The organism is Streptomyces sp. NPDC034099 (assembly GCF_055575415.1).
In genome coordinates, this window is record NZ_JBVISR010000011.1 from 224073 (window position 1) to 247239 (window position 23167).

General features: G+C 73.5%; 22 protein-coding genes. 16 read left to right on the forward strand and 6 right to left on the reverse strand.

Annotated features, from left to right (window positions below; genetic code table 11):
* Positions 1-3: 3 nt before the first annotated feature.
* Together ACZ56V_RS29295 and ACZ56V_RS29300 are read right to left on the reverse strand one after the other, a co-directional pair.
* Entirely contained in the window at positions 4-624 is a 621-nt protein-coding gene (locus ACZ56V_RS29295) for an SUKH-4 family immunity protein (RefSeq protein ID WP_468946374.1), read from the reverse strand.
* Between the two features lie 94 nt (positions 625-718).
* Positions 719-1171: an NUDIX hydrolase gene (locus ACZ56V_RS29300; RefSeq protein WP_398914622.1), complete on the reverse strand. Its 453-nt coding sequence runs from the start codon at positions 1169-1171 to the stop codon at positions 719-721.
* A 196-nt stretch (positions 1172-1367) separates the two neighbouring features.
* On the opposite strand from ACZ56V_RS29300, the gene ACZ56V_RS29305 reads away from it, so the two are divergent.
* The 12 genes from ACZ56V_RS29305 (at position 1368) to ACZ56V_RS29360 (ending at position 15555) form a co-directional block, all read left to right on the forward strand.
* Entirely contained in the window at positions 1368-2330 is a 963-nt protein-coding gene (locus ACZ56V_RS29305) for an EamA family transporter (RefSeq protein ID WP_398914624.1), read from the forward strand.
* A gap of 77 nt (positions 2331-2407) precedes the next feature.
* Positions 2408-2902 (forward strand): MarR family winged helix-turn-helix transcriptional regulator, encoded by a 495-nt coding sequence (locus ACZ56V_RS29310; protein ID WP_398914626.1) that lies wholly within the window; start codon positions 2408-2410, stop codon positions 2900-2902.
* Positions 2899-3384 carry a hypothetical protein gene (locus ACZ56V_RS29315; RefSeq protein ID WP_467379542.1) on the forward strand — a complete coding sequence of 162 codons (486 nt, stop codon included), beginning with the start codon at positions 2899-2901 and terminating at the stop codon, positions 3382-3384. The genes ACZ56V_RS29310 and ACZ56V_RS29315 overlap by 4 nt, the downstream gene beginning before the upstream one ends.
* Positions 3385-3487: 103 nt before the next feature.
* On the forward strand, positions 3488-5275 hold the full coding sequence (locus ACZ56V_RS29320; protein WP_468946379.1) for a serine/threonine-protein kinase: 1788 nt from the start codon (positions 3488-3490) through the stop codon (positions 5273-5275).
* 150 nt (positions 5276-5425) lie between these two features.
* Positions 5426-6220, forward strand: coding sequence for a TIGR03084 family metal-binding protein (locus ACZ56V_RS29325; protein ID WP_468946382.1), 795 nt, complete (start codon positions 5426-5428; stop codon positions 6218-6220).
* Positions 6217-7893: an acyclic terpene utilization AtuA family protein gene (locus tag ACZ56V_RS29330; protein WP_398914634.1), complete on the forward strand. Its 1677-nt coding sequence runs from the start codon at positions 6217-6219 to the stop codon at positions 7891-7893. The genes ACZ56V_RS29325 and ACZ56V_RS29330 overlap by 4 nt, the downstream gene beginning before the upstream one ends.
* 37 nt (positions 7894-7930) lie before the next feature.
* Positions 7931-9529 carry an acyl-CoA carboxylase subunit beta gene (locus tag ACZ56V_RS29335; RefSeq protein WP_468946384.1) on the forward strand — a complete coding sequence of 533 codons (1599 nt, stop codon included), beginning with the start codon at positions 7931-7933 and terminating at the stop codon, positions 9527-9529.
* Between the two features lie 8 nt (positions 9530-9537).
* On the forward strand, positions 9538-11412 hold the full coding sequence (locus tag ACZ56V_RS29340; RefSeq protein ID WP_468946386.1) for an acetyl/propionyl/methylcrotonyl-CoA carboxylase subunit alpha: 1875 nt from the start codon (positions 9538-9540) through the stop codon (positions 11410-11412).
* Positions 11413-11446: 34 nt separating this feature from the next.
* Positions 11447-12595, forward strand: a complete 1149-nt coding sequence (locus tag ACZ56V_RS29345; RefSeq protein ID WP_398914639.1) for an acyl-CoA dehydrogenase family protein — start codon at positions 11447-11449, stop codon at positions 12593-12595.
* A 37-nt stretch (positions 12596-12632) separates the two neighbouring features.
* Positions 12633-14201: a 4-coumarate--CoA ligase family protein gene (locus ACZ56V_RS29350; RefSeq protein WP_468946389.1), complete on the forward strand. Its 1569-nt coding sequence runs from the start codon at positions 12633-12635 to the stop codon at positions 14199-14201.
* Positions 14198-14941, forward strand: a complete 744-nt coding sequence (locus tag ACZ56V_RS29355; protein WP_468946392.1) for an enoyl-CoA hydratase family protein — start codon at positions 14198-14200, stop codon at positions 14939-14941. Before ACZ56V_RS29350 ends, ACZ56V_RS29355 begins: the two co-directional genes overlap by 4 nt.
* Positions 14929-15555, forward strand: coding sequence for a TetR/AcrR family transcriptional regulator (locus ACZ56V_RS29360; protein WP_398914645.1), 627 nt, complete (start codon positions 14929-14931; stop codon positions 15553-15555). The genes ACZ56V_RS29355 and ACZ56V_RS29360 overlap by 13 nt, the downstream gene beginning before the upstream one ends.
* Positions 15556-15564: 9 nt before the next feature.
* Here ACZ56V_RS29360 and ACZ56V_RS29365 read toward each other — a convergent pair whose 3' ends face one another.
* The 3 genes from ACZ56V_RS29365 to pdxH are packed head-to-tail and all read right to left on the reverse strand — an operon-like array spanning position 15565 to position 16944.
* A complete protein-coding gene (locus tag ACZ56V_RS29365; protein ID WP_398914647.1) occupies positions 15565-15969 on the reverse strand; it encodes a type II toxin-antitoxin system VapC family toxin in 405 nt (134 codons plus the stop codon).
* Entirely contained in the window at positions 15966-16202 is a 237-nt protein-coding gene (locus ACZ56V_RS29370; protein WP_398914649.1) for a FitA-like ribbon-helix-helix domain-containing protein, read from the reverse strand. Before ACZ56V_RS29370 ends, ACZ56V_RS29365 begins: the two co-directional genes overlap by 4 nt.
* A 40-nt stretch (positions 16203-16242) precedes the next feature.
* Positions 16243-16944 carry a pyridoxamine 5'-phosphate oxidase gene (gene pdxH, locus ACZ56V_RS29375; protein WP_468946528.1) on the reverse strand — a complete coding sequence of 234 codons (702 nt, stop codon included), beginning with the start codon at positions 16942-16944 and terminating at the stop codon, positions 16243-16245.
* Between the two features lie 239 nt (positions 16945-17183).
* Between pdxH and ACZ56V_RS29380 the strand changes: the two genes are divergently transcribed.
* The 3 genes from ACZ56V_RS29380 (at position 17184) to ACZ56V_RS29390 (ending at position 21067) form a co-directional block, all read left to right on the forward strand.
* On the forward strand, positions 17184-18284 hold the full coding sequence (locus ACZ56V_RS29380; RefSeq protein ID WP_398914651.1) for a citrate synthase 2: 1101 nt from the start codon (positions 17184-17186) through the stop codon (positions 18282-18284).
* A 337-nt stretch (positions 18285-18621) separates the two neighbouring features.
* Entirely contained in the window at positions 18622-19518 is an 897-nt protein-coding gene (locus ACZ56V_RS29385) for a GNAT family N-acetyltransferase (RefSeq protein ID WP_468946397.1), read from the forward strand.
* Positions 19519-19663: 145 nt separating this feature from the next.
* A complete protein-coding gene (locus tag ACZ56V_RS29390) occupies positions 19664-21067 on the forward strand; it encodes a PAS domain-containing protein (RefSeq protein WP_398914654.1) in 1404 nt (467 codons plus the stop codon).
* 22 nt (positions 21068-21089) lie between these two features.
* On the opposite strand, the gene ACZ56V_RS29395 is transcribed toward ACZ56V_RS29390, so the two are convergent.
* Complete coding sequence (locus ACZ56V_RS29395) at positions 21090-21845, reverse strand: SIS domain-containing protein (RefSeq protein WP_356359431.1); 756 nt, start codon at positions 21843-21845, stop codon at positions 21090-21092.
* A gap of 222 nt (positions 21846-22067) precedes the next feature.
* Here ACZ56V_RS29395 and ACZ56V_RS29400 point away from each other — a divergent pair, with 222 nt between their 5' ends.
* Complete coding sequence (locus ACZ56V_RS29400; protein WP_104635278.1) at positions 22068-22760, forward strand: metal-dependent transcriptional regulator; 693 nt, start codon at positions 22068-22070, stop codon at positions 22758-22760.
* Positions 22761-23167: the final 407 nt, after the last annotated feature.

Consider the following 23167-nt stretch of genomic DNA (forward strand, 5'->3'; position numbering starts at 1 on the left):
TGATCACCCGTAGAGCGAGCGGGCCCCCGGGCTGCCGTCCTCGAAGCGCCGGCCCATGGCGATCTCCTCGCCGACCACCGACCAGACCGTCTCCTCGTCCTCCTCGTCCCGGAAGGGGAGCGGGTCGATGCGGCTCGTCTCCCGGCGGATGCGCTCGACCTCGCGGTCGAGCCGCTCGAAGCCTGCTTCCTCGTCGTCGCCGTCGAAGGTGAACTCCGCCAGCAGGCGCTGGAACCGGACGGCGACCCGGACGAGGGAGGAGACGTCCGTGTGCAGTTCCCGCACGGTCTCCGCGTCGGCGTCGAAGGCGTACACCTTGCCGGAGCCCGGGTCGAGGGCGAGGTGGGCGTTGAGGAGCCAGCCGAAGACGGGCCAGTCGTCCGCGTCCGGCGGGGCGTCGTCGAAGTCCCCGGTGTCGACGACGGACCCGACCGCGGGCAGCCGTCCGGTGTCCTCGTCCGGCTCACGCAGCCAGAGCGTCCCGGTGGGGACACCGACGGTCCGCAGGATGCGGGCGCCCTCGGTGTCCGCGGCGAGGGGCGGGAAGGCGGCGGCGGGCAGGGTCGCGAGCCGGGACTCGCCGAAGACGTCGACGAGTTCGGCGCGGGTGACGTCGAAAAGCACTGCCGGGACTCCCCCATCGGCCGGGGCACGGGCGCCGTGGCGCGTCGGCCGGATCACTTCGCGGTCGCTGTGACACCGTTTCCACCACCGGTGCTCAGGGCACTGTCTCGCCCCGCACCAGCGGGCGGCACACCGGCTGGACGTCCTCGGGGAGTTCGTCCGGGCGGCACCAGCGGGCCTCCAGGATCTCGAACGGGTCCAGGCGCAGCTCGCCGCCGACCAGCCGGGCCTCGTACGCCACCTCCAGGCGGGTGCGCAGGCCGCTGTTCAGCATGACCAGCCGGCCCACCTCCACGTCGAGGCCGGTCTCCTCCCTGACCTCCCGGACGACGGTCTGCCGGAAGTCCTCGCCCTTGTGCGCGAAGCCGCTCGGCAGACCCCACTGGCGGCCCGGCGCCCACATCCGGTGCTTCAGCAGCAGGACCCGCCCCTCGCCGTCCCGTACGACGCCGGTCACACCGACCACGAACTTGGCGTTCACCAGCCACATCAGGCGGCTCTGGACGGGGCGCAGCAGGCGCCAGAGGCGGGTCAGGAGTCGGCTCACCCGGTGGACGGTACCCGCTCGCTCCGCGGCCGGGACCGGGCGGTCCCGGCTCGCCTGGCGGACGGGCGTTGACAGCCGTACGCCCCGGCCCTGACAGTTGCGTAAAAGCACTACATGCCTGACAGAGTCCATTATGCTGGACCGTGCAGTGCAGCATGCTGAACGCCGCCCACCCGCACACCGTCCCGGAGCCCCCGTGAGTACCCCCAGCGCCACCCCCGGCACCTCGTCCCCGGCCGCCGCGCCCGCCGTCGGCCACGCGTCCGTGCCGGACGGTGCGCCGGGCGGACGGTTCGGTGCCCTCGGCCCGGTCGGCCTGGTCCTCGCCGGTGGCGTCTCCGTGCAGTTCGGTGCCGCGCTGGCGGTGAGCCTGATGCCGCGGGCCGGAGCGCTCGGCGTGGTGACCCTGCGGCTGGCCGTGGCCGCCGTCGTCATGCTCGTGGTGTGCCGGCCCCGGCTGCGCGGACACTCCCGGGCCGACTGGGGCACGGTCGTCGTCTTCGGCATCGCCATGGCGGGGATGAACGGCCTCTTCTACCAGGCCGTCGACCGCATCCCGCTCGGCCCCGCCGTCACCCTGGAGGTGCTCGGCCCGCTCGCCCTGTCCGTGGTCGCCTCCCGCCGCGCGGTCAACCTGCTCTGGGCCGCGCTCGCCCTGGCGGGCGTCTTCCTGCTGGGCGGTGGCGGCTTCGACGGCCTCGACCCGGCCGGTGCCGCCTTCGCCCTGGCGGCGGGCGCCATGTGGGCGGCGTACATCGTCTTCAGCGCCCGCACCGGACGCCGCTTCCCGCAGGCCGACGGACTGGCCCTGGCGATGGCGGTCGGAGCGCTGCTGTTCCTGCCGCTGGGTGTCGTCGAGTCGGGCGCGAAGTTGATCGATCCGGTGACGCTCGCGCTGGGCGCCGGGGTCGCCCTGCTCTCCTCCGTCCTGCCCTACACCCTCGAACTGCTCGCCCTGCGCCGCCTGCCCGCGCCGACCTTCGCCGTCCTCATGAGTCTGGAGCCCGCCATCGCCGCGGCAGCCGGTTTCCTCATCCTCGACCAGGCCCTGACCGCCACCCAGTCCGCCGCCGTCGCGCTGGTCGTCGTGGCGAGCATGGGCGCGGTGCGGACCCAGGTGGGGCGGCGGAAGATGGCGACGCTTCCCGAGCCGTCCTAGGCGTCGTCCCGCCGACGGACGCCCGTCACGGTGGGTCATTAGTAGCCATGTACATAGTAGCCATGTACTGTATTCCCATGAGCAAGGATTCACGGCACGCGACGCCCGGCTTCCTCGTGTGGCGGCTCGCCAACAAGTGGCGGGTCGCCGTCGACCGCGCGGTGGCTCCCCTGGGCCTCACGCACGCCCAGTACTCGGTGGTCGCCTCGCTGTACGGCATGCAGCGCGCCGGTGAGCGGCCCAGTCAGCGCAGGCTCGCCGACCACACGGGCCTGGAGGCGCTGTACGTCTCGAAGCTGGCGCGAGCATTGGAGGCGGCGGGGCTGATCGAGCGCACCCGGGACCCCCGTGACCCGCGGGCCGTGCAGCTCGCTCTCACCGAACGGGGCGAGTCCGTCACGCGGGAGGCCGTCACGGTGGTCCGGGAACTGCTCCAGCGGTTGCTGGAACCGCTCGGCGGCCTCGACGCCGCACGGACGCGTGCCTTCACCGACGAACTGACGACCCTGCTCGACGCACCTCTCGCTCCACCCGTACCGAACGACGAGAGCACCCGGAGGACAACGTCATGACCACCACCACGCCCACCACACCCACGGCCGACGCGGCGACCACGGACGCGCCGCCGGCGGACGCCCGTGCCCTCGGCCTGGCCCACTACGCCGCCCGCGGGGTGCTGGAGCAGATCCTGGCCCGGCACGGCGTCACCTTCCAGCAGCACATGGTCCTGCGTGCCGCGGCCACCGCCCAGACCCCGCCGACGCCGGACGAACTCGTCGCCGAGGTGCGCGGCATCCTCAAGGCCGCTCCGGCCGCCATCCGGACCCTCGTCGACGAGCTGCTGGACAAGGGGCTGCTGGCCGCGGACGGCGCGTGCCTGCCCGCCACCGACGCCGGGCGCGAACTGCTCGCCGCCGTCGGCGCGGCGGTCGCGCCCGTCAGCGCCCGCATCTGGGGCGGGATACCCGCCGAGGACCTGGCCGCCGCCGGCCGCGTCCTCGCGCTCGTCACCGAGCGGGCCGACGCCGAGTTCGCCGCGCTGACGGACGGATGACCGCGGGGCCGCGTGGGAGGGTGCCCCCTCCGGAGCCCGGTGACGGTCGCACCGCATAGGCTGCGTACCTGGTCAGCTCATCGGGATCACGGGGAGGGAACCGATGAATCACACGGCCGAGGTCTTCCAGCCCTTGCAGGACGACGATCCGCGCACGGTGGCCGGTTACCGACTCGCGGCACGGCTCGGAGCGGGCGGCATGGGCCGGGTCTACCTGTCGCACACCCGGGGCGGCCGGCCCGTGGCCCTCAAGGTCGTACGGTCGGAACTGGCCGACGACGCGACCTTCCGGCGGCGTTTCGGCCGGGAGATCAAGGCCGCCCGGAGGGTGAAGGGCGCCTACACCGCCGAACTGATCGACGCCGACCCGGACGGCGCCCCGCCCTGGCTGGCCACGCTGTACGTGCCCGGGCCCTCCCTGTCGGGAGCCGTCGCCCGGAGCGGGCCGCTGCCGGTACCCGCGGTGCTGTGGCTGATGGCGGGGGTCGCCGAGGCGCTGCAGGCCATCCACGACACGGGCATCGTGCACCGGGACCTCAAGCCGGCGAACGTACTGCTGGCCGCCGACGGGCCCCGGGTCATCGACTTCGGCATCTCGCTCGCCGCCGACAGCACCGCGCACACCGCCACGGGCGCCACCATCGGCACGCCCCAGTACATGGCCCCCGAGCAGGCGTCCGCGGGTGAGATCACGGCGGCCACCGACGTTTTCGCGCTCGGGCAGACGGCCGCCTTCGCGGCACTGGGCAAGCCGCTGTACGGCGACGGCCCGGCCGCCACCGTGCTGTACCGGATCGTCCACTCGGAGCCCGACCTGTCCGGGCTGCCCGAGCGCCTGCGCGGCCTGCTCGGCCGGTGCCTGGCCGCCGACCCCGAGGAACGGGCCACCCCGGCGGAGGTCGTCGAATGGTGCCGCCGGGAGCTGGGCCGGGACGGCGCGGAGGAAACCGGTCCGGCCGTGTGGCGGGAGATCGCCGGGCCGCCGGTGACGGTGCCGCCGCCGGTCGCGGCCACCGGACCGGCGACCGCCGCGGCTCCGCTCGTTGCCCTGGGCCCGACCGCGGTGCACACGGCGCCGTGGACCGCCCCGCAGCCGGTGGCCGTACCACAGGGAACCGCCCCGGCGCCCTGGCCGGGCGCCGCCGGACCGTGGGGACCGACCGTGCCGCAGCGGCCCACCGGGCCGGAGGAGCGGAAGCGGCGCAGGAGACGCGCCGTCCTGGTATCGGCTTCCGCCGTCGTCGCGTGCGGCCTGCTGATCGCGGCGGGGTCGGTGCTCCTGGACGCGGCGGGACGCGGCATCGACCGGGCCCGGGACGCGGCCGCCTCCGCGGCGGCGTCCCGCTCGGCGTCTGACGCGCCGTCTGATTCCGTGTCCGGTACACCTCGTCCGGTGGCGGAGGGGTCGGCGTCGGCCGGAGAGGCCGCCGCGTCGTCGGCCGGGCCGGGTGCCCGCTCGTCCGGCGGCGCGTCGGACACGGGAGCCGACGGTCGCACGGCCGGGGCCACTGCTCCGCAGGCCCACGTCCACCTCACCCCGTTGCTGACCCACGACAACTCGCTGATCCTGCACGACGGCGAGGAGAGCAAGGACCGCAAGGGAGACATCCGCTTCGGTTGCCAGAACGCGGGCTGCGAGCTGACGAGCGACACCAGCGTCATGGTGCACAACGCCCTCGGCCCCGGCGCCACATACGAGACGTGCCGTCAGCTGACCTCCGAGACGGATGCCTCCCGCACGCTCCTGCTCGCCGACAAGGCGGCGGGCAGCGAGATCTGCGTCAAGCACCGCAACGGCGACATCGCGCTGATGGTCATCCAGACGAAGTCGACCGCCCTGCCGGACATCGGCTTCCTCGCCATGGACCTGACGGTCTGGCCGGCGGAGTGAGATAACGGACGCGGTGAGCGCCCCGGGGCGGCGAGGCCCTGGGGGCCGCCCTCGGTCAAAATCATGCAAGCGTGCTTGATTGTTACCTGCCGCCCTGCCATGCTCCTCCCCACACCGCGCCGCACATCGCCGTGCCCGAGGGGAGCGACCGTGTCCGACCCGACGCCCGTGATCGAGGACCTGCGCGAGGAGGGCGAGGAACTCGACGCCCTGGTCGCCGGGTTGAGACCGGAGGACTGGCGGCTGGCCACCCCGGCGCCCGGCTGGACGATCACCCACCAGATCGCGCACCTGAACTGGACCGACCGTGCCGCCCTGGTCGCCGTCACCGACGAGGACGGGTTCAAGGCACTGGTCGAGCAGGCCCTCGCCGCGCCCGACCGATACGTCGACGAGGGCGCCGAGGAGGGGGCGGAGCAGGAGCCCGCCGCGCTGCTGACGGCCTGGCGGCAGGACCGCACCGCCCTCGACGAGGCACTGCGCGCCGCCGCCCCCGGTGCCCGCTTCCCCTGGTACGGCCCGCCCATGGCCGCCGCCTCCATGGCCACCGCCCGCCTGATGGAGACCTGGGCGCACGGCCTCGACATCGCGGCGACCCTCGGCGTGTCCCGCCCGCCCACCGACCGCCTGCGGCACGTCGCCCGCATCGGCGTCCGCGCCCGGGACTTCGCCTACGCCGCCCACGGACTCACCCCGCCCGCCGAGCCCTTCCGCGTCGAACTCACCGGACCGGGCGGCGACCTGTGGACGTACGGCCCCGAGGACGCCCCGCAGCGCGTCACCGGCCCCGCGCTCGACTTCTGCCTCCTCGCCACCCAGCGCGCCCACCGCGCCGATCTCGCCCTCACCGCCGAGGGCCCGGACGCCGACCGCTGGCTGGACATCGCCCAGGCCTTCGCCGGACCGCCCGGAGCCGGGCGCCCGCCGCAGGGGGAGTCCCGGTGAGCGTGCTCCGCGTCGGCAACGCCTCCGGGTTCTACGGCGACCGCTTCTCCGCCATGCGCGAGATGCTCACCGGCGGCGAGCTGGACGTCCTCACCGGCGACTACCTCGCCGAGCTGACCATGCTCATCCTGGGCCGGGACCGGCTGAAGGACCCCGGCGCCGGATACGCCCGCACCTTCCCGCGGCAGATGGAGGAGTGCCTCGGGCTCGCCCACGAGCGGGGCGTGCGGATCGTCGCCAACGCGGGCGGCCTCAACCCGGCCGGACTCGCCGACGCCGTACGGGCACTGGCCGAGCGGCTCGGCATCCCGGTGCGGGTCGCGCACGTCGAGGGCGACGACCTCACCGCCGCCCACCCGGGAGCACTGGCCGCGCACGCCTACCTCGGCGGCTTCGGCATCGCCGCATGCCTGCGGGCCGGCGCGGACGTGGTGGTCACGGGCCGCGTCACCGACGCCGCGCTGGTCACCGGGCCCGCCGTCGCGCACTTCGGCTGGGAGCCCACGGAGTACGACCGGCTCGCGGGCGCGGTCGTCGCCGGGCACCTGCTGGAGTGCGGGGCGCAGGCGACCGGCGGCAACTACGCCTTCTTCCAGGACGGCGACGTACGGCGGCCCGGCTTCCCGCTCGCCGAACTGCACGCCGACGGCACCTCGGTCATCACCAAGCACGACGGCACCGGCGGCTTCGTCGACGTCGGCACCGTCACCGCCCAGCTGCTGTACGAGACGGGCGGCGCCCGGTACGCCGGACCCGACGTCACCGCCCGGCTGGACACCGTACGGCTCGGCCAGGAGGGACCCGACCGCGTCCGCGTCGAGGGCGTGCGCGGCGAGGCACCGCCGCCCACCCTCAAGGTCGGCCTCAACCGCCTCGGCGGCTTCCGCAACGAGGTCGCCTTCGTCCTCACCGGCCTGGACATCGAGGCCAAGGCCGACCTGGCCCGGGCCCAGCTGGAACCCGCCCTCGGCAAGATCACCGACGTCCGCTGGGACCTGGTCCGCACCGACCGGCCCGACGCCCCCACCGAGGAGACGGCCAGCGCCCTGCTGCGGCTCGTCGTCCGGGACGCCGACCAGCAGGTCGTCGGGCGGGCGCTGAGCGGCGCCGCGATCGAACTGGCCCTGGCCGGCTACCCCGGGTTCCATGTGCTGGCGCCACCCGGGAAGGGCGCGCCCTATGGGGTCTTCGAGGATGTGTACGTCCCCCATGGGGCCGTCGACCATGTGGCCGTCCTCCATGACGGGCGGCGCGTGACCGTGGCGCCACCCCCGGCCCAGGACACCGCCGTCCTCGCACCTGTACCGGAACCGCCCCTGCCGCCGCCGCTCCCGCCGGGACCCGTCCGCCGCGCCCCCCTCGGACTCGTCGCCGGTGCCCGCAGCGGCGACAAGGGCGGCAACGCCAACGTCGGCGTGTGGGCGCGGACCGACGACGCCTGGCGCTGGCTCGCCCACGAGCTGACCGCCGACCGCTTCCGCGAGCTGATCCCCGAGGCCCGCGACCTGCCCGTCACCCGGCACCAGCTCCCCAACCTGCGCGCCCTCAACTTCGTCGTCGAGGGCATCCTCGGCGAGGGCGTCGCCGCGCAGGCCCGCTTCGACCCGCAGGCCAAGGCGCTCGGCGAATGGCTGCGCGCCCGGCACCTGGACATCCCGGAGAGCCTGCTGTGACCGTCCCGCCGTACGCCCCCGCCCCGGAGGTCCTGCCGTGACCGTCCTCGCCTCCGCCCTGGACCCCACCGACCCCGACCACCGCGCCAACCGCGAGGCGATGCTCGCCAAACTCGCCGACCTGGACGCCGAACACGCCAAGGCCCTCGCGGGCGGCGGCGAGAAGTACGTCGCCCGGCACCGCAAACGCGGCAAGCTCCTCGCCCGCGAGCGCGTCGAACTGCTCCTCGACCCCGACACGCCCTTCCTGGAACTGTCCCCGCTGGCGGCCTGGGGGAGCGAGTACACGGTCGGCGCCTCGCTCGTCACCGGCATCGGCGTCGTCGAGGGCGTCGAGTGCCTGATCACCGCCAACGACCCGACCGTGCGCGGCGGCGCCAGCAACCCCTGGTCGCTGAAGAAGGCCCTGCGCGCCAACGACATCGCCCTCGCCAACCGGCTGCCCTGCATCAGCCTCGTCGAGTCCGGCGGCGCCGACCTGCCCTCCCAGAAGGAGATCTTCATCCCCGGCGGCGCGATCTTCCGGGACCTCACCCGGCTGTCGGCGGCCGGAATCCCCACCGTCGCCGTCGTCTTCGGCAACTCGACCGCCGGGGGCGCCTACATCCCCGGCATGTCCGACCACGTGATCATGGTCAAGGAGCGCGCCAAGGTGTTCCTCGGCGGGCCGCCGCTGGTCAAGATGGCCACCGGTGAGGAGAGCGACGACGAGTCGCTGGGCGGCGCCGAGATGCACGCCCGCACCTCCGGCCTCGCCGACCACTTCGCCGTCGATGAACCGGACGCCCTGCGCCAGGCCCGCCGCGTCGTCGCCCGCCTCAACCACCGCAAGGCGTACGCCGACCCGCCGCTGGCCGAGCCGCCCAAGTACGACCCCGAGGAACTCCTCGGCATCGTCCCCGGCGACCTCAAGACCCCCTTCGACCCGCGCGAGGTGATCGCCCGGATCGTCGACGCCTCCGACTTCGACGAGTTCAAACCGCTGTACGGGACCAGCCTGACCACCGGCTGGGCGAGCCTGCACGGCTACCCGGTCGGCATCCTCGCCAACGCCCAGGGCGTCCTGTTCAGCGAGGAGTCGCAGAAGGCCGCCCAGTTCATCCAGCTCGCCAACCAGCGCGACATCCCGCTCCTGTTCCTCCACAACACCACCGGCTACATGGTCGGCAAGGAGTACGAACAGGGCGGCATCATCAAGCACGGCGCCATGATGATCAACGCGGTCTCCAACTCCCGCGTCCCCCACCTGTCCGTCCTGCTGGGCGCCTCGTACGGCGCCGGCCACTACGGCATGTGCGGCCGCGCCTACGACCCCCGCTTCCTCTTCGCCTGGCCCAGCGCCAAGTCCGCCGTCATGGGCCCGCAGCAGCTCGCCGGCGTGCTCTCCATCGTCGCCCGCCAGTCCGCCGCCGCGAAGGGACAGCCGTACGACGACGAGGGCGACGCCGCCCTGCGCGCCATGGTGGAGCAGCAGATCGAGTCCGAGTCGCTGCCCATGTTCCTGTCCGGGCGGCTCTACGACGACGGCGTCATCGACCCGCGGGACACCCGCACCGTCCTCGGCCTGTGCCTGTCCGCCCTCCACACCGCCCCCTACGAGGGCGCGCGCGGCGGCTTCGGCGTCTTCCGGATGTGAGGAACCACATGATTGCTTCCGTACTGGTGGCCAACCGGGGCGAGATCGCCTGCCGCGTCTTCCGCACCTGCCACGCGTGGGGAATCCGGACCGTCGCCGTGCACTCGGACGCCGACGATAACGCCCTCCACGCGCGCGTGGCCGACGCGTCCGTACGCCTGCCGGGCGCGTCCCCCGCCGACACCTACCTGCGCGGCGACCTGATCGTGAAGGCCGCCGTCGCCGCCGGGGCCGACGCCGTCCACCCCGGCTACGGCTTCCTCTCCGAGAACGCCGACTTCGCGCGCGCCGTGCGGGACGCGGGCCTGGTGTGGATCGGACCGCCGCCCGAGGCCATCGAGGCGATGGCGTCCAAGACCCGCGCCAAGGAACTCATGGGCATCGCGCCCCTCACGGACGTCACCGAGGCCGACCTGCCGGTGCTGGTGAAGGCCGCGGCGGGCGGCGGCGGACGCGGCATGCGCGTCGTACGCGACCTCGCCGGCCTCGACGCGGCACTGACCGCCGCCCGCGCGGAGGCCACGAGCGCCTTCGGCGACGGCGAGGTCTTCGTCGAGCCGTATCTGGAGAACGGCCGCCACGTCGAGGTGCAGGTCCTCGCCGACACCCACGGCACCGTCTGGGCGCTCGGCACCCGCGACTGCTCCCTCCAGCGCCGCCACCAGAAGGTGATCGAGGAGGCCCCGGCACCCGGCCTGACCGCCGGACTCACCGCCGAACTCCACGACCTCGCCGTTCGCGCCGCCCGCGCCGTCGACTACGTCGGCGCGGGCACCGTCGAGTTCCTCGTCGCCGACGGCAAGGCGCACTTCCTGGAGATGAACACCCGCCTCCAGGTCGAACACCCCGTCACGGAAGCGGTCTTCGGCATCGACCTCGTGGCCCTCCAGCTCCGGATCGCCGAAGGCCACGCCCTCGAGAACGATCCCCCGCGCGCGCGTGGCCACGCCGTCGAGGCCCGCCTGTACGCCGAGGACCCGGCGAACGGCTGGGCCCCGCAGACCGGCAGCCTGCACCGCCTCACCGTGCCCGACGGCATCCGCCTGGACACCGGCTTCACCGACGGCGACGACATCGGCGTCCACTACGACCCGATGCTCGCCAAGGCGGTCGCCCACGCACCCACGCGCGCGGAGGCCGTCCGCCGCCTCGCCGGCGCCCTGGAACGGGCGGCGATCCACGGCCCGGTCACCAACCGCGACCTGCTCGTCCGCTCCCTGCGCCACGAGGAGTTCACCTCCGGCCGCATGGACACCGGCTTCTACGACCGCCACTTGGCCGCCCTCACCGAGTCGGCCCCCGACCCCCTCGCCCCGCTCGCTGCGGCCCTCGCCGACGCGAGCACCCGCGCGGGCCGCTTCGGCGGCTGGCGCAACCTGCCCTCGCAACCGCAGGTCAAGCGCTACGCCATGGCGGGCGAGGAACACGAGGTCCGCTACCACCACACCCGCACCGGCCTCACCGCCGACGGCGTCCGCGTCGTCCACGCCGACGCCGACCGGGTCGTCCTCGAAACGGACGGCGTCCGACGCCGCTTCGACATCGCCCGCCACGGCGACCGGATCCACGTCAACGCCACCGCACTGACCGCGCTGCCCCGCTTCCCCGACCCCGCCACCGAGCACGCCCCCGGCTCCCTCCTGGCCCCCATGCCGGGCACGGTCGTCCGCGTCGCGGAGGGCCTGACCGAGGGCACCACCGTCCAGGCGGGCCAGCCGTTGCTGTGGCTGGAGGCCATGAAGATGGAACACCGCATCACGGCCCCGGTGACGGGGCAGCTGACCGCGCTACCGGTGGCTCCTGGACGGCAGGTGGAGGTCGGCGCCCTCTTGGCCGTGGTAGCGGGAGACGCCGGTCAGGGGCGCGGGGAACTGCGCGAGTAACCACGACGAAGCCCGCACCCGAAGGAGCACAGAGATGACCCCCCTCCTCGAATCCGAAGAGCACAAGTCCCTCCGCGCAGCGGTATCCACCTTCGCCCGGACCCACCCCCACACCACCAACCCCGAGGACAACACCCGCCTCTGGCAAGACGCAGCCAAGCTCGGCTACATAGGCGTCAACCTGCCGGCGGCATACGGCGGAGGCGGCGCCGGCATCACCGAACTCTCCCTCGTCCTCGAAGAGATGGGCGCCGCGGGCAGCCCCCTCCTCATGATGATCGTCTCCCCGGCGATCTGCGGCACCGTCATCGCCCGCTTCGGCACCGAGGAACAGAAGCGCGAGTGGCTCCCACCACTCGCCGACGGCACCCGCCTCATGGCCTTCGGCATCACCGAACCCGACGCCGGTTCCAACAGCCACCGCATCACCACCACCGCCCGCCGCGACGCGGCCACCGGGGACTGGATCCTCACCGGACGCAAGGTCTTCGTCTCCGGCGTGGACATCGCCGACGCCACCCTGATCGTCGGCCGCACCGAAGACGCCCGCACCGGCAGTCTCAAGCCCTGCCTGTTCATCGTCCCGCGCGACGCCCCGGGTTTCGAGCGCCGTCCCATCGACATGGAACTGGTCGCCGTGGAGAGGCAGTTCGAGCTGACACTGGACGACGTACGCCTCCCCGCCGACGCCCTGGTCGGCGACGAGGACGCGGGCCTCCTCCAGCTCTTCGCCGGCCTCAACCCCGAGCGCGTGATGACGGCCGCCTTCGCGATCGGCATGGGCCGCCACGCTCTCGCGAAAGCCGTCGAGTACGCCCGCGAGCGCACCGTCTGGAAGACGCCCATCGGCGCCCATCAGGCCATCGCGCACCCCCTCGCGCAGGCGCACATCGACCTCGAACTCGCCCGCCTGATGATGCAGAAGGCGGCCCACCTCTACGACGCGGGCGACGACGTCGGCGCGGGCGAGGCCGCCAACATGGCCAAGTACGCGGCCGGAGAGGCCTGCGTGAAGGCCGTCGACCAGGCCGTGCACACCCTCGGCGGCAACGGCCTCACTCGCGAGTTCGGCCTCGCCCGGCTGATCACGGCGTCGCGCGTCGCCCGTATCGCCCCCGTGAGCCGGGAGATGATCCTCAACTACGTCTCCCACCAGACCCTGGGCCTGCCCAAGTCGTACTAGCCGTACTAGGCCGTTTCCGAGCGGCGTTGGAGGAACCGTGTTCCGCAGCGAGTACGCAGACGTCCCGCCCGTCGACCTGCCCATCCACGACGCGGTGCTCGGCGGGGCCGCCGCCTTCGGGAGCGCCCCGGCGCTGATCGACGGCACCGACGGCACCACCCTCACCTACGAGCAGGTGGACCGGTTCCACCGGTGCGTCGCCGCCGCCCTCGCCGAGACCGGCGTGCGCAAGGGCGACGTCCTCGCTCTGCACAGCCCCAACACCGTCGCCTTCCCGTTGGCCTTCTACGCCGCCACGCGCGCGGGAGCCTCCGTCACCACGGTGCACCCGCTCGCCACGGCGGAGGAGTTCGCCAAGCAGCTGAAGGACTGCGCGGCCCGCTGGATCGTCACCGTCTCACCGCTCCTGGCCACCGCCCGCCGGGCCGCCGAACTCGCGGGCGGCGTCCAGGAGATCCTGGTCTGCGACAGCGCGCCCGGCCACCGCTCACTCGTCGACATGCTGGCCTCGGCCGCGCCCGAACCGTCCGTCGCGATCGACCCGGCCGAGGACGTCGCCGCCCTGCCGTACTCCTCGGGCACCACCGGCACCCCCAAGGGCGTCATGCTCACCCACCGGCAGATCGCCACCAACCTCGCCCAGCTCGAACCGGCGATGCCCGCCGCGCCCGGCGACCGCGTCCTCGCCGTGCTGCCGTTCTTCCACATCTACGGCCTGACCGCCCTGATGAACGCCCCACTCAGGCTCGGCGCCACCGTCGTCGTCCTGCCCCGCTTCGACCTGGAGCAGTTCCTCGCCGCCATCCAGAACCACCGCATCACCAGCCTGTACGTCGCCCCGCCGATCGTCCTGGCCCTCGCCAAGCACCCCCTGGTCGCCGACTACGACCTGTCCTCGCTGAAGTACATCGTCAGCGCCGCCGCCCCGCTGGACGCGCGCCTCGCCGCCGCCTGCTCCCGGCGGCTCGGCCTGCCGCCCGTCGGCCAGGCCTACGGCATGACGGAACTGTCCCCGGGCACCCACGTCGTCCCCCTGGACGCCATGACCGACGCGCCGCCCGGCAGCGTCGGCAAACTCATCGCCGGCACCGAGATGCGCATCGTCTCCCTCACCGACCCCGGCAAGGACCTCCCCGCGGGCGAGTCCGGGGAGATCCTCATCCGCGGGCCCCAGATCATGAAGGGCTACCTGGGCCGCCCCGACGCCACCGCCGCCATGATCGACACCGACGGCTGGCTGCACACCGGCGACGTCGGACACGCCGACAGCGACGGCTGGCTGTTCGTCGTCGACCGCGTCAAGGAACTGATCAAGTACAAGGGCTTCCAGGTGGCCCCCGCCGAACTGGAGGCGCTCCTGCTCACCCACCCCGGTGTCGCCGACGCGGCCGTCGTCGGCGCCTACAACGACGACGGCAACGAAGTACCGCACGCCTTCGTCGTACGCCAGCCGGCCGCACCGGGCCTCGCGGAGGGCGAGATCATGATGTACGTCGCCGAACGCGTCGCCCCCTACAAACGCGTCCGCAGGGTCACCTTCGTCGACGCCGTCCCCCGCGCCGCGTCCGGCAAGATCCTCCGCCGACAACTGAGGGAGCAGCGGTGACCCCGACCGCCCACGTCGACCGCACACGCGCGCGGGGCGTCGAGATCCTCACCCTCGACTCCCCGCACAACCGCAACGCCCTGTCCGCCGCCCTCGTCGCCGACCTGGCCGCCGCCCTCACCGGCGCGGCCGAGGACCCCGGCGTCCGCGCCGTCGTCCTCACCCACACCGGCACCACCTTCAGCGCCGGCGCCGACCTGCGCGACCCGCCCGCCCCGGACGCCCTCGTCGGCCTGCTCCGGCACATCGCCGAGGTGCCGAAACCGGTGATCGCCCGCGTCGCCGGACACGTCCGCGCGGGCGGCCTCGGCCTGGTCGCCGCCTGCGACATCGCGGCGGCGTCCACGGAGTCGACCTTCGCCTTCACCGAGGTCCGCATCGGCGTGGCGCCCGCGGTCGTCTCCCTGACCCTGCTGCCGCGCACCGACCCCCGCGCGCTGGCCCGCTACTACCTCACCGGCGAGCGCTTCGACGCCGCCGAGGCCGCCCGCATCGGCCTGGTCACCGCGGCGGGCGACGACGTGGACGCCGTACTCGAACCCGTCCTCGACGGTGTGCGCCGTGCCTCACCGCAGGGTCTGGCCGAGACGAAACGGCTGCTCACGGCTAGGGTGCTGGAGGCCTTCGACCGGGACGCGGCCGACCTGACCGCGCTCTCGGCCCGGCTGTTCGCCTCCCCGCAGGCCCGCGAGGGGATGACGGCCTTCCTCGAACGACGGGATCCGGAATGGGTGGTGTGAGCGGCGCCGTGAACACGGCCGACCGCGCGGAGCGCGTTCCCAAGCAGGACCGGAGCCGGGCCACCCGGCAGCGGCTCCTGGAAGCCGCCGTGGCCTGTCTCGCCGAACGCGGCTGGGCCGGGTCGACGGTCTCCGTCGTCGCCGAACACGCCGGAGTCTCCCGCGGCGCCGCCCAGCACCACTTCCCGACCCGCGAGGACCTCTTCACGGCGGCCGTGGAGTACGTCGCCGAGGAACGCTCCGAGGCGCTGCGCGCCCTGTTCCCCGAGGGCGCCGCCGCCGACGACCGGCGCGCGGTGGTCGCCGCCCTCGTCGACCTCTACACCGGCCCGCTCTTCCGCGCCGCCCTGCACCTGTGGGTGGCCGCCTCCAACGAGGAGCAGCTGCGCGGCCGGGTCACCGAGCTGGAGGCCCGCGTCGGCCGCGAGAGCCACCGCATCGCCGTCGACCTCCTCGGCGCCGACGAGACCCGCCCCGGCGCCCGCGAAACCGTCCAGGGCCTCCTGGACATGGCCCGCGGCCTGGGCCTCGCCAACCTCCTCACCGACGACGGGGCGCGGCGGGAACGGGTGGTGGAGCAGTGGGCGCGGCTGCTGGACGCGGCGCTGGCCTGAGGCGGCCGGTCAGGCGGTGCGGAGGTTGCTCAGCCTGCAGCGGATGTGCGGAGCTCCGGCGAACTTGGCGTCCACGGTGACGAGCTCGGCGTCCAGCGTTTCGGCGAGCGCCACGTACGAGGCGTCGTACGGCCACATGTTGTGCCGCAGTTCCCAGATGCGGGGGAGCAGCGGAGCATGGTCGTACCGCTTGAGCTGCATGCGCCCCAGGAGGTGGAGGGCGCGTTCGGCCTCGTCCTCGGGGAGCTTCCCGCCCCGCACGAGGCCGCGCAGTACCGAAGCGCACTCCAGGTCGACGGCGTGCGGCGCGGCCAGGCGGTGGTCCGTGACGTAAGACCGCACCCGTTCGGCGAGTGCGTCGCCGCCGACGAGGAACTCCACGAGCGCGGAGGTGTCCGGAACGAGCACGCTCACGCGCGGGCCTCACGCAGGTCGTGGAGGGCATCGGTGACGTCGTCCGCGGTGACCCGTCCGCGCGAGGCGATCGCCCGCGCCTCGAGCGCCGCCTCGGCCGGGGTCAGGGTCGCCGCCTCACCGGCGAGCAGTTGCAGGACGTAGGACTGCAGTGACTGTCCGGTTCGCGCGGCCCTCGTCTTCAACGTCCGAAGGGTTTCCTCCGGGACGTCCCTCACGTGGATCGTAGCCATGCAAGCATTTTAGTCCCGCCGCCAGCGATCTGTCACCGGATTACGGGCTCAGCCGCTCCACCCGCCAGCCCCCGCCGTCCTCCGCCGCATACCGCAGCCGGTCGTGCAGCCGGTTCTCGCGGCCCTGCCAGAACTCCACCGCCTGAGGCACCACCCGGAACCCGCCCCAGTGCGGCGGCACCGGCACCTGCTCGCCCTCCGGGTACCGCGCCGCCAGCTCGGCGTACGCCGCGTCCAGAGCACGGCGGTCCGCCACCACCGAGGACTGGACGCTCGCCCAGGCACCCAGCTGGGAGCCGTGCGGCCGGGTCCGGAAGTACGCGGCGGTCTCGTCCCGCCCGGTGCGGCGCGCGACGCCCGTGACCACGACCTGCCGGGCCATCGGGTGCCAGGGGAACAGCAGCGAGACGTACGGGTTCGCGTCCAGCTCGCGCGCCTTGCGGGAGTCGTAGTTGGTGTAGAAGACGAACCCCTGCTCGTCGAAGTGCTTCAGCAGCACCGTGCGGGAGCTGGGCCGCCCCCGCTCGTCCGCCGTGGAGACGACCATGGCGTTCGGCTCGAACAGCCCGCCGTCCGTCGCCGCCTGCTTGAACCAGCGCGCGAACTGCTCGACGGGCGTCGCCGCCAGCTCGGTCTCGGACAGCCCCTCGGCCCGGTACTGCTTGCGCATCGAGGCGAGATCGAAGGGGACTGAGGCGGCGGGGAGGCCGGAATCGGCTTCGCGATCGGTCACGCCGCCCATCCTGCCGTATCCGCTCCACCACCCGACCGGGGTGGCACCGAGTGCCGCACCCACTCCCCAAACCTGACACCCGGAGATATGGTGCTTGGTCCCGCTCCGGCCGGATGACCGACGGCCGTACGGGGCATCACAGGGATGACCGCCGGGACCGCGAGTCGGGACACGACCGTGGATCCATGGAGGCGCCGCACCGTCTCCGCCCAGGTCGCCGTACACCACTGATCACGAGGAGCCGCCTGATGTCCGACTTCGTACCCGGGCTAGAGGGAGTCGTCGCCTTCGAGACGGAGATCGCCGAACCCGACAAGGAGGGGGGCGCCCTTCGCTACCGCGGCGTCGACATCGAGGACCTGGTCGGGCACGTCTCCTTCGGCAACGTCTGGGGCCTGCTCGTCGACGGGGCCTTCAACCCCGGCCTGCCGCCCGCCGAGCCCTTCCCCATCCCCGTGCACTCCGGCGACATCAGGGTCGACGTCCAGTCCGCCCTCGCGATGCTCGCCCCGGCGTGGGGCCTCAAACCCCTCCTGGACATCGACGCCGCACAGGCCCGCGACGACCTCGCCCGCGCCGCCGTCATGGCCCTGTCCTACGTCGCCCAGTCCGCGCGCGGCCAGAGCCTGCCGATGGTCCCGCAGCGCGAGATCGACAAGGCCGAGTCGGTGGTCGAACGCTTCATGATCCGCTGGCGCGGCGAGCCCGACCCCAAGCACGTCGCCGCCGTCGACGCCTACTGGACCTCCGCCGCCGAGCACGGCATGAACGCCTCCACGTTCACCGCCCGCGTCATCGCCTCCACCGGCGCGGACGTGGCCGCCGCCCTCTCCGGAGCCGTGGGCGCCATGTCGGGCCCGCTGCACGGCGGCGCCCCCTCGCGCGTCCTGCACATGATCGAGGAGATCGAGCGCACCGGCGACGCCGAGGGCTACGTCAAGAAGACCCTCGACGCGGGTGAGCGCCTCATGGGCTTCGGGCACCGCGTCTACCGCGCCGAGGACCCGCGCGCCCGCGTCCTGCGCCGCACCGCCCGCGAACTGGGCGCCCCGCGCTACGAGGTCGCCGAGGCCCTGGAGAAGGCCGCCCTGGCCGAGCTGCATGCCCGCCGCCCCGACCGGGTGCTGGCCACCAACGTCGAGTTCTGGGCCGCCATCATGCTGGACTTCGCGGAGGTCCCGGCCCCCATGTTCACCTCGATGTTCACCTGCGCCCGCACCGCCGGCTGGTCCGCCCACATCCTGGAGCAGAAGCGCACCGGCCGCCTGGTCCGCCCCTCCGCCCGCTACGTGGGCCCCGGCACCCGCGACCCGCGCGAGATCGAGGGCTACTCCGACATCGCGGGCTGACCGCCCCGGCCCTGAACGCAGGCGACCCGCGAGTCTGGTTCCTCCGTGGAGGAGCCGGCCGGACGTACCGGCGACTCGCGGGTCGGGTGACTGCTTGGGATTGGGCCGGCTGCACGCTTCACTCACGCGCTGGTCCGGCGCCGCACTCCGTGTGGTGCCGGGCCGCTAGCCCGCAGCCACCTCACGCGTCCGGTTCTCATACATCTGCCGAACCACCTCCCTTCTCGTGTAGCGCCCACCCTAAGAACCGGTCGGCCGCCGATCAATCGAATTTCCGGATGGATTCGTCGTCGATCTCCCATGGACGCGTCTGCGCTGGTCACCTACGGTTTCGCCCATGACGAAACGACTGGGGGAGCCGCCGGTCAGGCGGGCGATAGTCAGCGGGTCGACGTTCGAGGAGCGGATCGGGTACGCCCGGGCCGTCGTCGACGGGGACTGGGTGCACGTGTCGGGGACGACCGGGTTCGACTACGCGTTGATGACCATCTCCGAGGACGTGGTGGAACAGGCCGAGCAGTGCCTGCGCAACGTCGGGGCGGCGCTGGCCGAGGCGGGGTGCACGTTCGCGGACGTGGTGCGGGTGCGCTACCTGCTGCCCGCGCGGGAGGACTTCGAGCCCTGCTGGCCCGCGCTGCGGCGGGCGTTCGGGCGGGTGCGGCCGGCCGCGACGATGATGGTGTGCGGGCTCGCGGACGAGCGGATGCGCATCGAGATCGAGGTGTACGCGCGGCGCGGGACGGTCGCGACCGGTGCGGGCTCGGCGCTGCGGATCGAGCCGGTGGACGGCGACGCCATGGTGGAGGAGTGGCGGCACGTGCACAACGTGATCGTGCCGCCGGCCGCCATGACCCTCGACGAGGCGCGGGAGCGCGCCGGGCGCAACCGGCTGGCCAACGCCTATCTCGGGGACGTGCTCGTCGGCTGCTCCACCGTGCGGCCGCCCGGGGGCGAGGAGCGGGCGGCGACCGTGATCGCGCGGGTGCTGCCGGCGTACCGGGGCCGGGGGATCGGTACGGCGCTCTACGAGGCGGGGCTGGCCCACGCGCGCGAGCTGGACGCCGGGGCGGTGGAGACCGTGGTGCTGGCGGCCAACGACGACGGGTTGCGATTCGCCGGGGCGCGTGGGTTCGTGGAGAAGGAGCGGTACGTGCTCGACGGCGAGCGCGAGGAGTGGGTCGACCTGAGGCTCGCCGGGGCCCGCCCGTCCGGATCCGCCGCGCCCCCGTCATGACGGGGGCTTATGCCGAGTTTCCGCAGTACAACGATTTCCGCGAACTTGCGGGAACCCGGTGTGTGCCGCATCACGTTCGAGTTGAATGAAGGCCAGTGAACGAACCGACGTACGGTACGGCGGACGCAGCCTGCAGGGGGTCCAGGTGAGTGCTTCGCGGCGTAGTGGGACCACCGACGAGCTGGGTCCGGACGAGCCGGAGCAGCCCGAGCGGGACGGCGCGGACCTGTTGGCCGCGCTCCTCGACGGCATGGACGCGGCCCTGTGCGCCTTCGACGCGGACGGGGTCGTGACCCATTGGAACCGCGAGGCGGAGCGGATCCTCGGCTGGAGCGCGGCCGAGGCCGTGGGGCGGCAGGGCTTCGCCGGATGGGCCGTGCGCAGCGCGGACGCCGGTGAGGTGGAGGACCGGCTGCTGTCCGCGATGCGGGCGCCGGGCCGCCAGGTGCACGAGTTCGCGCTGCTGACCAAGGACGGCGGCCGGGTGCTGGTGCGGACGCAGTCCGCGGCGGTCCGCGGTCCCGACGGGAAGCCCGCCGGGGTGTACTGCGCGTTCAGCGAGGTGCACGCGCAGATCGACCTGGAGCGCTCCATCGCGCTGAGCGAGGCGCTGCTGGAGGACGCCAGCTGGGGTGTCGTCCTGGTGGACGTGGACCTGCGCCCCGCCGTGGTCAACGCGCACGCCGCCCGGGCGCTCGGGGCCGGACGCACGTCCGTGCTGGGGCGGCCGCTCGGCGATCTGCTCGCCCAGGGCGTGGAGGAGCTGGAGAACGCGCTGACGCACGTCCTGGCCGAGGGAGCGCCGCCCGGCCCCGCCGAGGTCTGGGTGAGTCTGCGCACGCCGGAGGGCGAGCGGCGCCGGTGCTGGCGCAGTGGGTTCGTGCGGCTGGCCTCGCCGCTCGCGGAGGAGCCGGTGCCGTTGGGCGTCGGCTGGCTCTTCCAGGACGTCACGGAGTCGAAGCAGGGCGAGCAGGAGGCGTCGCTGCTGCGCTTCCGGGCCAACCAGCTGCACCGGGCGGCGCGTGCCGCGGCCGAGTGCGAGGACCCGGCGGAGGCCGCGATCGTCCACCTGGACTTCGCGCTGGCCGGGTTCGCCGACCACGCGCTGATCGACCGGGTGGTGGGCGGGGCGACGCCGGACACCGACGCGGCCGAGCCGGTGCGGCTGGTGCGGGTCGCGGCCACCCCGTCCGGCGCCCCCGGGCCCAGCGTGCCGTCCGGTACGGCCGGGATGCCGGTGCGCTACGGCGAGGGGCACCCCGCCGTGCAGTGCGTGGAGCGGGCGGGCTCGGTGCGGGCCAGCGCCGGTGTGCGGACGGTCCCGGCGGAGCAGGTGCGCCGGTGGGCCAAGGCCCGCCAGTGGCCGGAGGACACCGTGCACGGCCTGTGCGCGGCGCTGCGCAGCCGCGGCCGGACGCTGGGCGTCGTCACCTTCCTGCGCGGCGCGGGACGCAGCGCCTTCGAGCGGCCGGACGCGATGTACGCCGAGGACGTGGCGGTCCGGATCGCCACCGCGCTGGACCTGGCCGGCACGCTGGAGCGGCCGTAGCCGGGGGAGCCGCCGGATTCGCTCAGCGACGGTAGAAGATCCGGTCCCGGTACTGCTCCAGTACCCGGCCGTTCCACTCGTGGCCGCCGTCCACGTTGCCCGAGCGCAGCAGCGGGGGTTCGACGCCGCGGTCGGCGAGGGTCGCGGCCGCCGTCGCCGTCATGGCCTGCATGAGGGCGCTGGTGACGACCGTGGAGGCGGGGGCGAAGGGCGCCGGGACGGTGTCGAGGGTGAGTTCCGCGTCGCCGACGGCGATCTTGGAGTCCAGTACGACGTCGCAGTGGTCCTTGAGGAACGTGCCCGAGGCGTGCCGCGATGTCGTCTCGGCGGCGTAGGCCACCGAGGTCACGCCGATGACCCGGACGCCGAGGGCGCGGGCGTTCATGGCCATCTCCACCGGCAGGGCGTTGCGCCCGGAGAGGGAGATGATCACCAGGGCGTCGCCCTCGCGCAGCGGGGAGGAGTCCAGCACGGCGCTCGCGAGGCCGTCGACGCGTTCCAGGGCGGAGCCGAGCGTGGCCGGCATCACGTCGACGCCGACGACGCCGGGCACGGCGAGCAGGTTCATCAGGGCGAGTCCGCCGGCGCGGTACACGACGTCCTGGGCGGCGAGGGAGGAGTGACCGGCGCCGAAGGCGAAGAGCCGGCCGCCGTTCAGCACGGTGTCGGCGAGCAGCGTGCCGGCCGCCTCGACGCTGTCCGCCTCCTCGTCGCGGACACGTCGCAGGAGGTCGATCGCCGCGTCGAGGAACTGACCGGCCGGCTTGTGGTCGCTCATGCGGGACCCCTTCGGAGTGGCTGCGTCGCGGATCACGGTGCGGTCTGGACCAGCGCGGTGTCAATACGGCGTCGGGGCGGCGCGGAGGGCCCGGGCGGGCGCGGCCGGGCCCGGCTTTTCGCGGCGAGGCACGGTTGTCGGTGGTATGCGTCAGAATTGGTGGCAGGGCCAGCGCACGCGCCGGTGGGCCTCAGCCTCCGGCAATCTCATCGAGGGGCACGTATGTCCGGACTGATCGACACCACGGAGATGTACCTCCGCACCATCCTGGAGCTGGAGGAGGAAGGTGTGGTCCCGATGCGCGCCCGGATCGCCGAGCGGCTCGACCAGAGCGGTCCCACGGTCAGCCAGACGGTGGCGCGGATGGAGCGTGACGGGCTGGTGTCCGTGGCGGCGGACCGGCATCTGGAGCTGACCGACGAGGGCAGGCGGCTGGCGACGCGCGTGATGCGCAAGCACCGGCTCGCGGAGTGCCTGCTGGTCGACGTGATCGGCCTGGAGTGGGAGCAGGTGCACGCGGAGGCGTGCCGCTGGGAGCACGTGATGAGCGAGGCGGTCGAGCGCCGGGTGCTGGAGCTGCTGCGGCACCCGACCGAGTCGCCGTACGGGAACCCGATCCCGGGCCTGGAGGAGCTGGGCGAGACGGACGGGGCCGACCCGTTCCTGGACGAGGGCATGGTGTCCCTCGCCGACCTCGACCCGGGGATCGAGGGCAAGACGGTCGTCGTGCGCCGGATCGGCGAGCCGATCCAGACGGACGCGCAGCTGATGTACACGCTGCGCCGGGCCGGGGTGCAGCCCGGCTCGGTGGTGAGCGTGACCGAGTCGGCGGGCGGCGTGCTGGTGGGCAGCGGCGGCGAGGCCGCCGAGTTGGAGGCGGACACCGCCTCCCACGTGTTCGTCGCCAAGCGCTGACCGCGCGCCCCGGAGGGGCCCGCCGGCCGGGGCCCGTCGATTCGGGATCCCAGTGCGCGGAATCGCAGCGGCCGGACGCTTCGCGTGCAAGGCTGTGGCGTGAGGCAGCGGACGTGAGGGGCTCTTGGCCCGTGGCTGACAGCGATGTCGCCCGGCCGGAGAGGGGGAGGGGCGTGCCGGAGAGACGGAGAGGGCCCCGGCGCCGTGCGGCGCCGGGGCCTGTCCTCCCCTGTGCTGACCTGGAGCCCCGAGCTCTCAAGGTCAATCCCCTCGGACCGTTTTCCCCGAGCGGTCCGCCTCCCGTTGAAGATCTCCCCTGGGCGGCGGCGATCAATCCCTGAGCGGTGTCACTCGAATGAGGGGTGTTGCTCGTCGAAACGGCTCTTTCGAATGCGTATTCGATAAGT

Coding starts and splice junctions, on each gene's coding strand:
- ACZ56V_RS29310 (WP_398914626.1), top strand. CDS start 2,408: ATGAGCAAGGATTCACGGCACGCGACGCCCGGCTTCCTCGTGTGGCGG.
- ACZ56V_RS29315 (WP_467379542.1), top strand. CDS start 2,899: ATGACCACCACCACGCCCACCACACCCACGGCCGACGCGGCGACCACG.
- ACZ56V_RS29320 (WP_468946379.1), top strand. CDS start 3,488: ATGAATCACACGGCCGAGGTCTTCCAGCCCTTGCAGGACGACGATCCG.
- ACZ56V_RS29340 (WP_468946386.1), top strand. CDS start 9,538: ATGATTGCTTCCGTACTGGTGGCCAACCGGGGCGAGATCGCCTGCCGC.
- ACZ56V_RS29345 (WP_398914639.1), top strand. CDS start 11,447: ATGACCCCCCTCCTCGAATCCGAAGAGCACAAGTCCCTCCGCGCAGCG.
- ACZ56V_RS29360 (WP_398914645.1), top strand. CDS start 14,929: ATGGGTGGTGTGAGCGGCGCCGTGAACACGGCCGACCGCGCGGAGCGC.
- ACZ56V_RS29370 (WP_398914649.1), bottom strand. CDS start 16,202: ATGGCTACGATCCACGTGAGGGACGTCCCGGAGGAAACCCTTCGGACG.
- pdxH (WP_468946528.1), bottom strand. CDS start 16,944: ATGGGCGGCGTGACCGATCGCGAAGCCGATTCCGGCCTCCCCGCCGCC.
- ACZ56V_RS29380 (WP_398914651.1), top strand. CDS start 17,184: ATGTCCGACTTCGTACCCGGGCTAGAGGGAGTCGTCGCCTTCGAGACG.
- ACZ56V_RS29385 (WP_468946397.1), top strand. CDS start 18,622: ATGACGAAACGACTGGGGGAGCCGCCGGTCAGGCGGGCGATAGTCAGC.
- ACZ56V_RS29395 (WP_356359431.1), bottom strand. CDS start 21,845: ATGAGCGACCACAAGCCGGCCGGTCAGTTCCTCGACGCGGCGATCGAC.
- ACZ56V_RS29400 (WP_104635278.1), top strand. CDS start 22,068: ATGTCCGGACTGATCGACACCACGGAGATGTACCTCCGCACCATCCTG.